Genomic DNA, 16284 nt, shown 5'->3' on the forward strand with positions numbered 1-16284 from the left:
CTAAGATTAGAAGCGGTAGTGCGAGAAAGCTTTGTTAGCTTCAGCCATACGGTGCACGTCTTCACGCTTCTTAACAGCAGCACCTTTACCTTCAGCAGCGTCCAACAGTTCGCCAGCCAAACGCAGAGCCATAGACTTCTCGCCGCGCTTACGGGCGAAGTCTACCAACCAGCGCATTGCCAGAGCGTTACGACGGGACGGACGAACTTCAACCGGAACCTGGTAAGTAGCACCGCCTACACGGCGCGACTTCACTTCGACCAGCGGAGCGATGGCGTCGAGAGCTTTCTCGAAGATTTCCAGGGGGTCGCTGTTCTTGCGTTCTTTAACCTTTTCCAGCGCGCCATAAACGATACGCTCGGCAACGGCTTTCTTGCCGCTTTCCATCACGTGGTTCATGAACTTGGCCAGAATTTGGCTTCCGTATTTTGGATCGTCAAGCACTTCGCGCTTGGCTGCTACGCGTCTTCTTGGCATGGATAAGCCCTCAAACGGTCTTCAGGTTCGCTCGGAATCAGTGCCCTTTTCGGGACGCCTCCGACCTTACTCTTATCGACTCAGAAAATAAGATGATTCAGTTTTACAAAAAGCCGCTACTACTTAGGCTTCTTGGTACCGTACTTCGAACGACCCTGGTTACGACCTTTAACGCCGGAAGTATCCAAGGAGCCGCGTACGGTGTGGTAACGAACACCTGGCAAGTCTTTTACACGACCGCCGCGGATCAGTACCACGCTGTGCTCTTGCAGGTTGTGGCCTTCACCACCGATGTACGAGGAAACCTCGAAACCGTTGGTCAGACGCACACGGCATACTTTACGCAGTGCCGAGTTAGGTTTTTTCGGCGTAGTGGTATACACGCGAGTGCATACGCCACGACGTTGCGGGCAGTTCTGCAGCGCAGGCACGTCGGATTTCTCGACGATACGCTTACGCGGCTGACGTACCAGCTGGTTGATAGTTGCCATCTACTAGCTCCACTGTTGTCTTGCGACGCTATTGTCTTGCAAGAAAAGCAAAATGGCAGGAACGAATTCCCGCCAAATTTAGGGGTACAAGAGTCTAAAGAGGATCTTGTCCCCAGTCAAGGCAAGGCCCCGACCTCCCCTCTCATCGAACCGGGGCAAAACTGCCTCGATCCGACGAATGGGGCTGCCAGGGCCCGGACTTATTTACCGCAGAACTCAGTTACCGCTTGAGTTCAGCGCTTCGGTCAGTGCAGCTTCCACTTCACTGGCGCTTACGCGCAGCGGCTTGTCAGCATCACGGCGGCGCTTGCGCTCGCTGTGGTAAGCCAAACCGGTACCCGCCGGGATCAGACGACCCACGACCACGTTTTCTTTCAGGCCGCGCAGGTAATCGCGCTTGCCGGTTACCGCTGCTTCGGTCAGTACGCGAGTGGTCTCCTGGAAGGAGGCTGCCGAGATGAACGACTCAGTGGACAACGACGCCTTGGTGATACCCAGCAACACACGAGTGAACTTGGAGACAAATTTGTCTTCCGCGCTCAGACGTTCGTTTTCTACCAGTACGTGAGTCAGTTCCATCTGGTCGCCCTTGATGAAACTGGAATCGCCGGATTCAGCGATTTCAACTTTACGCAACATCTGACGCAGGATGGTCTCGATGTGCTTATCGTTGATCTTCACGCCTTGCAGACGGTAAACGTCCTGGATCTCGTTAACGATGTACTTGGCCAGCGCACTCACACCCAGCAGACGCAGGATGTCGTGTGGATCGCTTGGGCCGTCGGAGATAACTTCGCCGCGGTTTACCTGTTCGCCTTCGAACACGTTCAGGTGACGCCACTTAGGAATCAGCTCTTCATACGGATCGCTACCGTCGTTCGGGGTAATGACCAGACGGCGCTTGCCTTTGGTCTCTTTACCGAACGCGATGGTGCCGCTGACTTCAGCCAGAATCGACGCTTCTTTCGGACGACGAGCTTCGAACAAGTCGGCAACACGCGGCAGACCACCGGTGATGTCACGGGTCTTCGAAGTTTCTTGCGGGATACGCGCGATAACATCACCGATCGCGATCTTCGCACCGTCCGCTACACCGACCAGGGCGTTGGCTGGCAGGAAGTACTGAGCGATTACGTCAGTGCCTGGCAGCAACAAGTCCTTGCCGTTGTCATCGACCATCTTAACGGCAGGACGGATGTCCTTACCGGCAGCTGGACGATCTTTCGCGTCGAGTACTTCAATGTTGGTCATACCGGTCAATTCGTCAGTCTGACGCTTGATCGTGATGCCTTCTTCCATGCCCACGTAGGTCACGGTACCTTTCATTTCGGTAACGATTGGGTGAGTGTGCGGATCCCACTTGGCCACGATTGCGCCAGCGTCGACCTTGTCACCTTCTTTAACCGAAATAACAGCACCGTACGGCAGCTTGTAACGCTCACGCTCACGACCGTAGTCATCAGCGATTGCCAGCTCACCGGAACGGGACACAGCAACCAGGTGGCCATCCACTCGCTCAACGTGCTTGAGGTTGTGCAGACGGACGGTACCGCCATTCTTCACCTGAACACTGTCGGCTGCGGAGGTCCGGCTTGCCGCACCACCAATGTGGAACGTACGCATGGTCAGCTGGGTACCCGGCTCACCGATGGACTGGGCAGCGATAACGCCGACCGCTTCACCGATGTTCACCTGGTGACCACGAGCCAAGTCACGACCGTAGCACTTGGCGCAAATGCCGTAGCGGGTTTCGCAGCTGATCGGCGAGCGAACAATCACTTCGTCGATGCTGTTGAGTTCGATGAACTCGACCCACTTCTCGTCTACCAGAGTGCCGGCAGGAACGATGATTTCCTCGGTACCTGGCTTGAATACGTCACGGGCGATTACTCGACCCAGTACGCGCTCACCCAACGGCTCTACAACGTCGCCGCCTTCGATGTGCGGAGTCATCAGCAGACCGTGTTCGGTGCCGCAGTCGACTTCAGTCACAACCAAGTCTTGCGCAACGTCTACCAGACGACGAGTCAGGTAACCGGAGTTAGCGGTTTTCAACGCGGTATCCGCCAGACCTTTACGAGCACCGTGAGTGGAGATGAAGTACTGAAGTACGCTCAAACCTTCACGGAAGTTCGCAGTAATCGGCGTCTCGATGATGGAACCGTCCGGCTTGGCCATCAGGCCACGCATACCGGCGAGCTGACGGATCTGCGCAGCAGAACCCCGTGCGCCCGAGTCGGCCATCATGTACATCGAGTTGAACGACTCTTGATCGACTTCTACGCCATGACGATCGATAACCTTCTCTTTCGAGAGGTTAGCCATCATCGCCTTCGACACTTCGTCGTTGGCCTTGGACCAAAGGTCGATCACTTTGTTGTACTTCTCGCCCTGGGTTACCAGGCCGGAGGCGTACTGGCTTTCGATCTCTTTCACTTCATCGGTAGCAGCACCGATGATCTGAGCTTTTTCATCCGGGATAACGAAGTCGTTAACACCGATGGAAACGCCGGAAATAGTCGAATAAGCAAAACCGGTGTACATCAACTGGTCAGCGAAGATCACGGTCTCTTTCAAACCAACCACGCGGTAGCACTGGTTGATCAGCTTGGAGATCGCCTTTTTCTTCATCGGCAGGTTGACGACGTCGTACGACAGACCTTTTGGCACAACTTGATACAACAGCGCACGGCCGACAGTGGTGTCGACGATACGGGTGTTGGTCACGCTGCCGCCGTCACGGTCGTTGACGGTTTCGTTGATCCGTACTTTGACCTTGGCGTGCAGCGCGGCTTCGCCGGCACGGAACACACGGTCAACTTCTTGCAGGTCAGCGAACACACGACCTTCGCCCTTGGCGTTGATCGCTTCACGGGTCATGTAGTACAGACCCAATACAACGTCCTGCGACGGAACGATGATTGGCTCACCGTTGGCTGGCGACAGAATGTTGTTGGTCGACATCATCAACGCACGCGCTTCCAACTGAGCTTCCAGTGTCAGCGGTACGTGCACGGCCATTTGGTCGCCGTCGAAGTCGGCGTTGTACGCAGCACAGACCAGAGGGTGCAGCTGGATAGCCTTACCTTCGATCAGTACTGGTTCAAACGCCTGGATCCCCAGACGGTGAAGGGTCGGTGCACGGTTGAGGAGAACCGGGTGTTCGCGGATCACCTCAGCGAGAACGTCCCAAACCTCTGGCAGTTCGCGCTCGACCATTTTCTTGGCCGCTTTGATAGTGGTCGCGAGACCGCGCATTTCCAGCTTGCCGAAGATGAATGGCTTGAACAGCTCAAGCGCCATCTTCTTAGGCAGACCGCACTGGTGCAGACGCAGGGTCGGGCCTACGGTAATTACCGAACGACCGGAGTAGTCAACACGCTTACCGAGCAAGTTCTGACGGAAACGACCTTGCTTACCCTTGATCATGTCAGCCAAGGATTTCAGAGGACGCTTGTTGGAACCGGTGATAGCGCGGCCACGACGACCGTTGTCGAGCAAGGCATCGACAGCTTCTTGCAACATACGCTTTTCGTTGCGCACGATGATGTCCGGAGCGGACAGATCAAGCAGGCGCTTCAAGCGGTTGTTACGGTTGATCACGCGGCGGTACAGGTCGTTGAGGTCGGACGTCGCGAAACGACCACCGTCCAACGGTACCAGCGGACGCAGGTCTGGCGGCAGAACCGGCAGAACGGTCAGCACCATCCACTCTGGCAAGTTGCCGGAACCCTGGAAGGCTTCCATCAACTTCAGACGCTTGGACAGTTTCTTGATTTTGGTTTCGGAGTTGGTTTGCGGAATTTCTTCACGCAGACGGCCAATCTCGTGTTCCAGGTCGATAGCGTGCAGCAGTTCACGGACAGCTTCGGCACCCATGCGGGCATCGAAATCGTCGCCGAACTCTTCCAGCGCTTCGAAGTACTGCTCGTCGTTCAGCAGCTGACCTTTTTCAAGGGTGGTCATGCCTGGATCGATAACGACATAGCTCTCGAAGTAGAGAACGCGTTCGATATCACGCAGGGTCATGTCCATCAGCAAGCCGATACGGGACGGCAGCGATTTCAGGAACCAGATGTGGGCAACCGGCGAAGCCAGTTCGATGTGCGCCATACGCTCACGACGAACTTTAGCCAGCGCAACTTCAACGCCGCACTTCTCGCAGATCACACCACGGTGCTTCAAGCGCTTGTACTTACCGCACAGGCACTCGTAATCCTTTACCGGGCCAAAGATCTTGGCGCAGAACAGGCCGTCACGCTCAGGTTTGAACGTACGGTAGTTAATGGTTTCCGGCTTTTTAACTTCACCGAACGACCACGAACGGATCATCTCAGGCGATGCCAATCCAATACGGATGGCGTCGAACTCTTCGACTTGACCCTGGTTTTTCAGCAAATTCAGTAGGTCTTTCAAGGCCTTTCCTCCTGGCGGAGCAGAGAGCGGGCTAAACAGCCCCGCTCTCGATTCGCGTCACGTGTTATTCGGTTTCCAGATCGATATCGATGCCGAGGGAACGAATTTCTTTGATCAACACGTTGAAAGACTCGGGCATGCCCGGCTCCATACGGTGATCGCCGTCCACGATGTTTTTGTACATCTTGGTCCGACCGTTCACATCGTCCGACTTCACTGTGAGCATTTCTTGCAGAGTGTAAGCAGCACCGTATGCTTCCAGTGCCCAGACCTCCATCTCCCCGAAACGCTGACCACCGAACTGAGCCTTACCACCCAGCGGCTGCTGGGTAACCAGGCTGTACGAACCGGTAGAACGAGCGTGCATCTTGTCGTCTACCAAGTGGTTCAGCTTCAGCATGTACATGTAGCCAACAGTAACCGGGCGCTCAAACTTGTTGCCGGTACGGCCGTCGAACAGCTGCATCTGGCCGCTTTCTGGCAGGTCTGCCAGTTTCAGCATGGCCTTGATTTCGCTTTCCTTGGCACCGTCGAACACCGGGGTAGCCATTGGAACGCCGCCGCGCAGGTTCTTCGCCAGATCCAGGATTTCCTGGTCGGAGAAGGTGTCCAGCTCTTCGTTGCGACCGCCGATCTCGTTGTAGATCTCGTGCAGGAACTTACGCAGGTCTGCGACCTTGCGCTGCTCTTCGATCATACGGTTGATCTTCTCGCCCAGACCTTTGGCCGCGAGGCCCAGGTGGGTTTCAAGGATCTGACCAACGTTCATACGCGAAGGTACGCCCAACGGGTTGAGGACGACGTCGACCGGGGTGCCATTGGCATCGTGCGGCATGTCTTCAACCGGCATGATCACGGAGACCACACCTTTGTTACCGTGACGACCGGCCATCTTGTCGCCCGGCTGGATGCGGCGACGGATTGCCAGGTAAACCTTGACGATTTTCAGCACGCCTGGAGCCAGGTCATCGCCCTGCTGCAGTTTGCGCTTCTTGTCTTCGAACTTGTCGTCCAGCAGACGGCGGCGATCAACGATATAGGCCTGGGCCTTCTCGAGCTGCTCGTTCAGAGCATCTTCAGCCATGCGCAGTTTGAACCACTGGCCGTGCTCAAGACCGTCGAGGATTTCGTCGGTGATGTCCTGACCTTTCTTCAGACCTGCGCCGCCTTCAGCCTTGTGGCCTACCAGAGCGGAACGCAGACGTTCGAAGGTCGCGCCTTCAACGATACGGAACTCTTCGTTCAGGTCCTTGCGGATCTCGTCGAGTTGGGTCTTCTCGATGGACAGTGCACGAGCATCACGCTCAACGCCGTCACGGGTGAAGACCTGTACGTCGATGACAGTACCCTTGGTACCGGTAGGTACGCGCAGGGAGGTGTCTTTAACGTCGCTGGCTTTTTCACCGAAGATGGCACGCAACAGCTTCTCTTCCGGAGTCAGTTGGGTCTCGCCTTTCGGAGTGACCTTACCGACCAGAATGTCGCCTGCACCAACTTCAGCACCTACGTAAACGATACCGGCTTCGTCCAGCTTGTTCAGTGCAGCTTCACCCACGTTCGGGATGTCTGCAGTGATCTCTTCAGGCCCAAGCTTGGTGTCACGTGCCACACAGGTCAGTTCCTGGATGTGGATCGTGGTGAAGCGGTCTTCTTGAACAACACGCTCGGACAGGCAGATGGAGTCTTCGAAGTTGAAGCCGTTCCATGCCATGAACGCGATGCGCATGTTCTGACCCAGAGCCAGCTCACCCATATCGGTGGACGGGCCATCGGCCATGATGTCGCTACGCTGAACGCGATCACCCTTGCTCACCAGCGGACGCTGGTTGATGCAGGTGTTCTGGTTCGAGCGGGTGTATTTGGTCAGGTTGTAGATGTCGACACCGGCTTCGCCAGTTTCAACTTCGTCATCGGCAACACGAACCACGATACGGCTGGCATCAACGGAGTCGATCACGCCGCCACGACGAGCCACGACGCAAACGCCGGAGTCACGGGCTACGTTACGCTCCATGCCGGTACCTACCAGCGGCTTGTCGGCACGCAGGGTCGGTACAGCTTGACGCTGCATGTTGGAACCCATCAACGCACGGTTGGCGTCATCGTGCTCCAGGAACGGGATCAGCGACGCAGCAACCGAAACTACCTGCTTCGGCGAAACGTCCATCAAGGTGACGTCTTCCGGCGCCTTAACGGTGAACTCGTTCAAGTGACGAACAGCTACCAGCTCGTCGATCAGGACTTTCTTGTCGTTCATCGTGGCCGAAGCCTGAGCGATCACGTGATCAGCTTCTTCGATGGCGGACAGGAACACGATCTCGTCGGTGACCAGAGCGTCTTTCACTACACGGTACGGGCTCTCGAGGAAGCCGTACTGGTTAGTGCGCGCATAAGCGGCCAGGGAGTTGATCAGACCGATGTTCGGACCTTCCGGCGTTTCGATCGGGCAAACACGACCGTAGTGCGTCGGGTGTACGTCACGAACTTCAAAGCCTGCACGCTCACGGGTCAGACCGCCTGGGCCCAGTGCGGAAACACGGCGCTTGTGGGTGATCTCGGAGAGCGGGTTGTTCTGGTCCATGAACTGCGAGAGCTGGCTGGAACCGAAGAACTCTTTCACCGCCGCAGCCACTGGCTTGGCGTTGATCAGGTCTTGCGGCATCAGGCCTTCGCTTTCAGCCATCGACAGACGCTCTTTGACCGCACGCTCAACACGTACCAGGCCAACGCGGAACTGGTTCTCGGCCATTTCGCCTACGCAGCGAACACGGCGGTTACCCAAGTGGTCGATGTCATCGACGATGCCTTTACCGTTGCGGATGTCGACCAGAGTCTTCAGTACCGCGACGATGTCTTCCTTGCACAACACGCCCGAACCTTCGATCTCGGTACGACCGATACGACGGTTGAACTTCATCCGGCCGACCGCAGACAGGTCATAGCGCTCAGGGCTGAAGAACAGGTTGTTGAACAGGGTCTCGGCAGCGTCTTTGGTTGGCGGCTCACCAGGACGCATCATGCGATAGATCTCGACCAGCGCTTCCAATTGGTTGCTGGTGGAGTCGATCTTCAGTGTGTCGGAGATGAACGGACCGCAGTCGATGTCGTTGGTGTACAGGGTCTCGATGCGAACAACCTGGGCCTTGGCGATTTTCGCCAGGATCTCGGTGTTCAGCTCGGTGTTGCACTCAGCCAGGATTTCGCCTGTAGCCGGGTGAACGATGACCTTGGCGGTGGTGCGGCCCAGGACGTAGTCCAAAGGCACGTCCAGCGACTTGATACCGGCTTTTTCGATCTGGTTGATGTGGCGCGCAGTAATACGGCGGCCGGCTTCAACGATGACCTTGCCATTCTCATCCTGGATATCCAGGACAGCAATTTCACCACGCAGACGCGAAGCAATCAGTTCCAGGCTGAGGGTTTCATCCTTCAGGCTGAATACGTTGGTGGTATAGAAAGCATCCAGCACTTGCTCAGTGGTATAACCGAGCGCGCGCAGCAGTACCGAGGCCGGCAGCTTACGACGACGGTCGATACGCACGAACACGCAGTCTTTCGGGTCGAACTCGAAGTCCAACCACGAGCCGCGGTACGGAATGATCCGCGCGGAGTACAGGAGCTTACCGGAGCTGTGCGTCTTGCCGCGGTCGTGGTCGAAGAACACGCCCGGGGAACGGTGCAGCTGGGAAACGATAACGCGTTCGGTACCGTTGATAACGAAGGTACCGTTTTCAGTCATCAGTGGGATTTCGCCCATGTAGACTTCTTGCTCTTTGATGTCCTTGATCGCTTTGTTCGACGATTCTTTGTCGAAAATGATCAGACGGACTTTTACCCGCAAAGGTACGGCGTACGTAACACCGCGCAACACGCATTCTTTGACATCAAATGCCGGTTCGCCCAGGCGATAACCCACGTACTCCAGCGCAGCATTGCCGGAGTAGCTGATGATCGGGAAAACGGATTTGAAGGCCGCATGCAGGCCCACGTCGCGGAACTGATCTTTAGTCGCTCCCGCTTGCAAGAATTCACGATACGAATCCAGCTGGATAGCCAGAAGGTACGGGACATCCATGACGTCCGGCAACTTGCTAAAGTCCTTGCGGATACGTTTTTTCTCAGTATATGAGTAAGCCATCAGCGTTCCCCAGCTTGGTCACCTGCTTGTTTGGCCCCTCCCGACGGGAGCAGCCAGAAAATCTCGCAAACCCCATGGTTTGCACCACCGCATCGGGTGGCTACAGCGCGTTAATGGCGGCGACCGAGTCGACAGCCAAGAACGGAAAAAGGCCGGTGGCAAGAGCCACCAGCCATCAGCCTTCAGCTTAACGCTTGGGCTGGAGACGCAAGGTCGATGCTTACTTCAGCTCGACTTTAGCGCCTGCTTCTTCCAGCACTGCTTTAGCTTTGTCAGCGGCGTCTTTCGACACTGCTTCCAGAACCTGGGCAGGAGCGCCGTCAACTACAGCCTTGGCTTCTTTCAGGCCCAGACCGGTCAGTTCACGAACTGCCTTGATCACGTTTACTTTCTTCTCGCCAGCTTCCAGCAGCATGACGTTGAATTCGGTTTGCTCTTCAGCAGCAACAGCAGCAACAGCTGGGCCAGCGGAAGCAGCGGCAGCGGAAACGCCGAATTTTTCTTCGAAAGCTTTGATCAGCTCAACAACCTGCAGAACCGACATTTCAGCTACGGCGTTGAGGATATCTTCTTGGGAGATAGACATTACTGTATTTCCTGAATTGGGGGACGGCCTACGCGGCCATCGAAATAAACAAAAATACGCGAAAGGAGGTGCTCAGCCTTAGGCTGCGGCAGCTTCTTTTTGCTCGCGAACTGCAGCCAGAGTACGAGCCAGCTTGCTGGTAGCGCCTTGAATCACGCTCATCAGCTGCGAAATAGCTTCGTTACGGGTCGGCAGTGTTGCCAGTACGTCGATTTGGTTAGCTGCGAGGAACTTGCCCTCGAACGCAGCTGCCTTGATCTCGAACTTATCCTGACTCTTGGCGAATTCTTTGAACAAACGGGCAGCAGCGCCTGGATGTTCTTTAGAGAACGCGATCAGAGTCGGGCCGGTGAACACGTCGTTGAGGACACTGTATTCAGTGTCAGCAACAGCGCGCTTGAGCAGGGTGTTACGTACAACTCGTACGTATACGCCAGCTTCACGAGCCTCTTTACGGAGTCCGGTCATAGCGCCTACTGTCACACCACGGGCATCAGCCACGACAGCGGACAGAGCAGCTTTGGCAGCCTCGTTGACTTCAGCGACGATGGCCTTCTTGTCTTCGAGATTAATTGCCACGGGTTTAACTCCTGCTTGTTACCGTTTCATCTGGCCGAAGCCGGATGTCGTTTTGGTGTCTGATTCGGTAAGGAACCGGGAGCACCATCTGCGTAGGCTTGTGGTTTAAGGCTTGCGCCGCCTACGGTCTTGGATAGCCCCCGCCAGGCAGGGACCCCAATTTTTTCGATTGACGCGAACTCTCGCGCCAATCTGTGTCTTATACGTCCAGCGAGCCTTGGTCGATGACCAGACCTGGGCCCATAGTGGTGCTCAGGGTAACGCGCTTAACGTAGATGCCTTTCGAGGAAGCTGGCTTGATACGCTTCAGATCAGCGATCAGGGCTTCAACGTTTTCCTTCAGCTTGACGGCGTCGAAGCCGACTTTGCCAACGGAAGTGTGGATGATGCCGTTTTTGTCGGTGCGATAACGAACCTGACCAGCCTTGGCGTTTTTAACCGCGGTAGCTACGTCTGGGGTTACGGTGCCGACTTTAGGGTTAGGCATCAGACCACGTGGACCGAGGATCTGACCCAACTGACCTACAACGCGCATTGCATCCGGGGAAGCAATAACTACGTCGTAGTTCAGGTCGCCGCCTTTCATTTCGGCAGCCAGGTCGTCCATGCCAACGCGATCGGCGCCGGCGGCCAGAGCAGCTTCAGCTGCCGGGCCTTGGGTGAAGACAGCAACACGTACAGTCTTGCCAGTACCGTGTGGCAGCACAGTAGCGCTACGAACGACCTGGTCGGATTTACGTGGGTCAACACCCAGGTTTACAGCAACGTCAACGGACTCGCTGAACTTGACAGTCGACAGCTCGGTCAGCAGGGCAGCGGCGTCTACAAAGTTGTAGGCCTTGCCTGCTTCGATTTTGCCGGCGATAGCCTTTTGGCGCTTGGTCAGCTTAGCCATTACACACCCTCCACGTTAAGGCCCATGCTACGAGCAGAACCGGCGATGGTACGCACGGCTGCATCCATATCAGCTGCAGTCAGATCCGCGTTTTTGGTTTTCGCGATTTCTTCCAGCTGAGCACGAGTTACGGTGCCAACCTTAACGGTGTTAGGACGAGCGGAACCGCTAGTCAGACCTGCAGCCTTCTTCAGCAAAACCGAAGCCGGGGTCGACTTGGTTTCGAAAGTGAAGCTACGGTCGCTGTATACAGTGATGATCACTGGAGTCGGCAGACCTGGCTCAAGACCCTGAGTACGGGCGTTGAAGGCCTTGCAGAATTCCATGATGTTCACGCCGTGCTGACCCAGAGCTGGGCCGACAGGTGGACTTGGGTTGGCCTGAGCGGCCTTCACTTGCAGCTTGATGTAAGCGGTAATCTTCTTGGCCATGAGGCACTCCAATTACGGGTTCAAACGCCTCGAAAGGCTCCCCGGTTACTTGCGCGTTTATCCCAGTGACGACAAAACCCCACAGCCTAAGGCTGCGGGGTTGGGATGCTTGCTCAGCTAGACCTTCTCGACCTGGCTGAACTCCAACTCTACCGGAGTAGAGCGACCGAAAATGAGCACTGCCACTTGGATCCGGCTCTTTTCGTAGTTAACTTCTTCGACAGTACCGTTGAAATCAGCAAACGGACCATCTGTGACACGAACAACCTCACCCGGCTCGAACAACGTCTTCGGCTTAGGCTTGTCGCTACCGTCAGCAACACGACGCAGAATTGCTTCCGCCTCTTTGTCGGTGATCGGAGCAGGCTTATCGGCAGTACCGCCAATGAAACCCATGACACGAGGAGTGTCCTTGACCAAGTGCCAAGTACCTTCATTCATGTCCATCTGAACCAGCACATAGCCAGGGAAGAACTTGCGTTCGCTTTTACGCTTCTGACCATTCCGCATTTCAACCACTTCTTCAGTGGGAACCAGAATTTCGCCGAAGCCATCTTCCATGCCTGCCAGCTTTACGCGCTCCAGCAAAGAGCGCATCACATGCTTCTCGTAACCCGAGTAAGCATGCACAACGTACCAACGCTTAGCCACGGGACACCCTTAGCCAACAATCAAGGAAACAAGCCAGCCGAGCAGGGAATCAAGCCCCCACAACAGCAACGCCATAACCAGAACAACAGCCACAACAATCAACGTGGTCTGCGTGGTTTCTTGGCGAGTCGGCCAAACGACTTTACGGATTTCTGTGCGAGCTTCCTTTACCAGGACTGCGAAAGACTTGCCTTTGGCAGTCTGCAGGCCTACAAAGGCAGCTACAGCAGCAAGGGCAAGCAAAGCGAGTACGCGGTACAGGATCGGCGAAGCAGAATAGTACTGATTGCCAACTACGCCTACGACCACCAATGCGACTACAGCAAGCCACTTGACTAGATCGAAACGAGAGCTTTGAGCTTCAGCCTTAGGAGTCATCTATGAAGATCCTGTGAAAAGAAAGCCAGACACACCACGTGAATCTGGCAGGTCAGGAGGGAATCGAACCCCCAACCTACGGTTTTGGAGACCGTCGCTCTGCCAATTGAGCTACTGACCTAAAACAAAATCATGCCCACCATTATGCAGGCCTGAAAAAGACTTTACAACAACCAACCCCAAGAGACTTGAAATCACCCAACATCAACGCCAGGCACAACACCATCAAGCCGAGGTAGCTGTTAAAACAAAGGCAGATATTTTCATATCTGCCTTGTTATATGGAGCTCTTGAGCGGATTTGAACCGCTGACCTCACCCTTACCAAGGGTGTGCTCTACCAACTGAGCTACAAGAGCAAAACACCGTGCACAACCTGCAAACTTGGAGCGGGTAGCGGGAATCGAACCCGCATCATCAGCTTGGAAGGCTGAGGTTCTACCACTAAACTATACCCGCGGAGCTTGCAGCTCACGCTAAAAATGGTGGAGGGGGAAGGATTCGAACCTTCGAAGTCGTAGACGTCAGATTTACAGTCTGATCCCTTTGGCCGCTCGGGAACCCCTCCTAAGCGAGCCGGCATTCTACATCACGCCGGCCTTCTGTCAAGCATTTTCTCATTAAAAAATATGAGGTTAGCTGCGTTGACGCTCGCTTCACACTGCAGACCGTAAAGGTCTTCACTGCGAAGCGGGCGCCATTCTATGCAAACTATTCGACAGTTGCAATGCCTTCGCACAGCATTATTTTGTGTTTTAACTCATTGAATTCCTTAGCAAGGTTTTCAAAGGGCAGATCGTCGGCCAGACGCCTGCTTTCAGGGGCCACACGGAGCCAATAGCCGGAAGCGTCAGGCGCATTGAGCTGTTGCACCTTGACCCTTATATCCAGGCTCACCAGACGCTGCTCGAGCGACTGCAGTTGCCGCGGATCAGCAAAGCCACCTATGTATAGGCACGTATTTTGTGGATCAGGCGCTTTTGCTCGATCACGGCGAACTACCGGATCAGAAGACTCGCTCAACAGTCGAATGTCTTGCTGAGAGCCTCGATATAGACTCAGGGGCGTGACGTCCTTGGCGCGCAACGGGGCCTCTTGTTGATGCCAGATGTAATAGAAGGCATTGAGAACCAGCAAAAGCAAAAACAGCCAACGCATAAACACCTCAGGACAAAGGGCACGCCATCGCCAGACCCACAAAAACCAAATCCGGAACAAAGCGAGCTTTCGGTACGGCATCCGAGACTAGGTCAGCATCACCGCCGGTTAGGAAAACGGTGAAGTCATCCCCCCAATAACGCCGAGCCAGCTCGAGCTGGGTCAATACAAATCCCCTGAGCATCAGCGTACAACCACGCTCGACGGCCTCAACGGTCGTTCGCCCAGGGGACAGACGCTCCATAGCCTGTTCGGCCGCGGCGTCGTCGTAGCGAATCTTGCGGGTGTGCGTTCGCAACTGGCTGCGCATAAGGGGCAATCCTGGGCATATGAAGCCTCCGAGATGCTCACCATCAGCAGCGATGAAGTCCGCAGTCGCTGCGGTGCCGAAGTCGAGCACCAGGCAAGCACCTGGTGCCAAATTGAAACCACCCAGCATCGCTAACCAGCGATCAAGCCCGAGACGCTCAAACTCTTCATACCCATTGCGCACTCCCGCCATTTCTCGCGCCGGGACAGCACAGGCAACAGTGACTCCAAAGCCGCCCTGTAGCGCCTCAACCAGCGTGCTGGTCTCCTCTGAAGCACGGACACTCACCAAACGGCAGCGCGTCAGCGACAGGCCAGGAATTGCTTTCAGGCTCTCAATCAATGCGAGATCCGAACCGACAACTCCTTCCGCAGAGGCGCTAGCAGCCTCCGACTCGAGTACACGCCACTTGATAAAGCTATTCCCACAGTCGAGCTCAAGAATCATCACGCAGCCTCAGGCTTAACTCACCACCGCTATATATTTTCTCGATACCGTCGACGTTTAGACGCAATGCGCCTTGGTGGTCGATCCCCAGTACAACACCGTCGATCTGGTTGGCGCCGGCAATGAGAGAGACAGCCTTGCCCTGCCACAAATGATTTCTCTCCCACTCTTCATGGAGCGCAGAAAAACCAGAAGTCTTGTGTCGTTCCAGGTGGCCCTGCAACTGCAGGCTCAGCTGTGCAACCAAGTGATTGCGGTCGACCGCAGAGCCTGTTTCCAACTGTGCCGAAGTCCACTGCTGATCAACCTCAGCAGCCTGCTGCATATTGACGTTAATGCCTATTCCAAGAACAACATGACAAATGTCAGCTGGATCCCCCACCAACTCGAGCAGGATGCCAGCTATTTTCTTTTGCCCAACCAGGACGTCGTTTGGCCATTTCAAGGCAGCACTCTGTACACCTAATTCACGCAGAGCCTGCATGACCGCCAATCCCACTACGAGGCTAAGACCTTCCAACTGACGCAGCCCACCCTCGATACGCAATACAAGGCTGTAATAGACATTCTGAGCGAATGGGCTAACCCACTTGCGGCCTCGCCTCCCCCTTCCGGCCGTTTGCTGCTCCGCAAGCACCAGGAATGGCGCGGCGTAGCCAGCATCGACAAGGCGTAAAGCTTCGGCATTGGTGGAGTCAATAGAGTCTGAAATGTAAACGGGCCACGTCAAAGAAGCAGCATTTGCTTCAATTTCTGCTGCATTCAAGAAGACCAAGGGGGACGCAAGCTGATACCCCTTACCACGAATTTTATGAATGGGCAGATTCAGTTCCGCCTCAAGATGCTGGAGCTGCTTCCAAACTGCGCTACGGCTGACACCCAAGGCGACACCCAGCGCCTCTCCGGAATGGAATCGGCCATCTTTAAGAAGTTCTAACAACGTCAGCATGCATGCATCGCCTCACAATGAGGCACGCATGATAGCCATGCATAAGGCCATTGCATAGAAAGGTAGGGATTTAGCATCGCAGGGACGGACTCCGGCACGCAAAGGCGGGCCAGGCATCGCGGACAATCGTTATCTTCACCGCGAGCAAGCACCACCCCCGATTATTTTTTCCGACCGCCCAAAACAAAACCCCTGTTTGCGTTAGCAAACAGGGGTTCTGGAATTTAATCTTGACGATGACCTACTCTCACATGGGGAAACCCCACACTACCATCGGCGATGCATCGTTTCACTACTGAGTTCGGGATGGGATCAGGTGGTTCCAATGCTCTATGGTCGTCAAGAAATTCGGGTACTGAGTCGTGACCAAGTGGTCTCG

Annotated in this window: 13 protein-coding genes, 4 tRNA genes and 1 rRNA gene; all 18 read right to left on the bottom strand. The window is 55.3% G+C overall.

The annotated features are described in order from the left end of the window. Nucleotides 1-6: 6 nt before the first annotated feature. The 18 genes from rpsG to rrf all read right to left on the bottom strand — a co-directional run bounded on the left by rpsG (nucleotide 7) and on the right by rrf (nucleotide 16249). Entirely contained in the window at nucleotides 7-477 is a 471-nt protein-coding gene (gene rpsG / locus PspR76_RS27570; RefSeq protein WP_002555493.1) for a 30S ribosomal protein S7, read from the bottom strand. A gap of 119 nt (nucleotides 478-596) precedes the next feature. Next, on the bottom strand, nucleotides 597-968 hold the full coding sequence (rpsL, locus tag PspR76_RS27575; RefSeq protein ID WP_002555494.1) for a 30S ribosomal protein S12: 372 nt from the start codon (nucleotides 966-968) through the stop codon (nucleotides 597-599). A gap of 216 nt (nucleotides 969-1184) precedes the next feature. Continuing rightward, on the bottom strand, nucleotides 1185-5384 hold the full coding sequence (gene rpoC, locus PspR76_RS27580; RefSeq protein ID WP_159960302.1) for a DNA-directed RNA polymerase subunit beta': 4200 nt from the start codon (nucleotides 5382-5384) through the stop codon (nucleotides 1185-1187). A 64-nt stretch (nucleotides 5385-5448) separates the two neighbouring features. Then, nucleotides 5449-9522, bottom strand: a complete 4074-nt coding sequence (gene rpoB / locus PspR76_RS27585) for a DNA-directed RNA polymerase subunit beta (protein ID WP_053258275.1) — start codon at nucleotides 9520-9522, stop codon at nucleotides 5449-5451. Between the two features lie 220 nt (nucleotides 9523-9742). Then, entirely contained in the window at nucleotides 9743-10108 is a 366-nt protein-coding gene (gene rplL / locus PspR76_RS27590; RefSeq protein ID WP_010566858.1) for a 50S ribosomal protein L7/L12, read from the bottom strand. Between the two features lie 78 nt (nucleotides 10109-10186). Continuing rightward, nucleotides 10187-10687, bottom strand: coding sequence for a 50S ribosomal protein L10 (rplJ, locus tag PspR76_RS27595; RefSeq protein WP_010174464.1), 501 nt, complete (start codon nucleotides 10685-10687; stop codon nucleotides 10187-10189). Between the two features lie 199 nt (nucleotides 10688-10886). Continuing rightward, nucleotides 10887-11582 (bottom strand): 50S ribosomal protein L1, encoded by a 696-nt coding sequence (gene rplA / locus PspR76_RS27600; RefSeq protein ID WP_003232403.1) that lies wholly within the window; start codon nucleotides 11580-11582, stop codon nucleotides 10887-10889. Further along, nucleotides 11582-12013 (bottom strand): 50S ribosomal protein L11, encoded by a 432-nt coding sequence (gene rplK, locus PspR76_RS27605; RefSeq protein ID WP_003176435.1) that lies wholly within the window; start codon nucleotides 12011-12013, stop codon nucleotides 11582-11584. Before rplK ends, rplA begins: the two co-directional genes overlap by 1 nt. Before the next feature lie 117 nt (nucleotides 12014-12130). Then, nucleotides 12131-12664 carry a transcription termination/antitermination protein NusG gene (gene nusG, locus PspR76_RS27610; protein ID WP_003176436.1) on the bottom strand — a complete coding sequence of 178 codons (534 nt, stop codon included), beginning with the start codon at nucleotides 12662-12664 and terminating at the stop codon, nucleotides 12131-12133. A gap of 9 nt (nucleotides 12665-12673) precedes the next feature. Further along, on the bottom strand, nucleotides 12674-13042 hold the full coding sequence (secE, locus tag PspR76_RS27615; protein WP_003194658.1) for a preprotein translocase subunit SecE: 369 nt from the start codon (nucleotides 13040-13042) through the stop codon (nucleotides 12674-12676). 45 nt (nucleotides 13043-13087) lie between these two features. Continuing rightward, nucleotides 13088-13163 (bottom strand) — tRNA-Trp (locus tag PspR76_RS27620). A 161-nt stretch (nucleotides 13164-13324) separates the two neighbouring features. Next, nucleotides 13325-13400: transfer RNA gene (locus PspR76_RS27625), tRNA-Thr, on the bottom strand. A 26-nt stretch (nucleotides 13401-13426) separates the two neighbouring features. Further along, nucleotides 13427-13500: transfer RNA gene (locus PspR76_RS27630), tRNA-Gly, on the bottom strand. A 24-nt stretch (nucleotides 13501-13524) separates the two neighbouring features. Continuing rightward, a tRNA-Tyr gene (locus PspR76_RS27635) sits at nucleotides 13525-13609 on the bottom strand. 143 nt (nucleotides 13610-13752) lie between these two features. Further along, nucleotides 13753-14199: a hypothetical protein gene (locus PspR76_RS27640; RefSeq protein ID WP_159960304.1), complete on the bottom strand. Its 447-nt coding sequence runs from the start codon at nucleotides 14197-14199 to the stop codon at nucleotides 13753-13755. A gap of 7 nt (nucleotides 14200-14206) precedes the next feature. After that, on the bottom strand, nucleotides 14207-14956 hold the full coding sequence (locus PspR76_RS27645) for a pantothenate kinase (protein ID WP_159960306.1): 750 nt from the start codon (nucleotides 14954-14956) through the stop codon (nucleotides 14207-14209). After that, nucleotides 14946-15905 carry a bifunctional biotin--[acetyl-CoA-carboxylase] ligase/biotin operon repressor BirA gene (gene birA, locus PspR76_RS27650; protein WP_159960308.1) on the bottom strand — a complete coding sequence of 320 codons (960 nt, stop codon included), beginning with the start codon at nucleotides 15903-15905 and terminating at the stop codon, nucleotides 14946-14948. The genes PspR76_RS27645 and birA overlap by 11 nt, the downstream gene beginning before the upstream one ends. A gap of 228 nt (nucleotides 15906-16133) precedes the next feature. Continuing rightward, nucleotides 16134-16249 (bottom strand): 5S ribosomal RNA (rrf, locus tag PspR76_RS27655). Nucleotides 16250-16284 lie beyond the last annotated feature (35 nt).

The sequence above is a fragment of the Pseudomonas sp. R76 genome (genome assembly GCF_009834565.1).
Lineage (GTDB): Bacteria > Pseudomonadota > Gammaproteobacteria > Pseudomonadales > Pseudomonadaceae > Aquipseudomonas.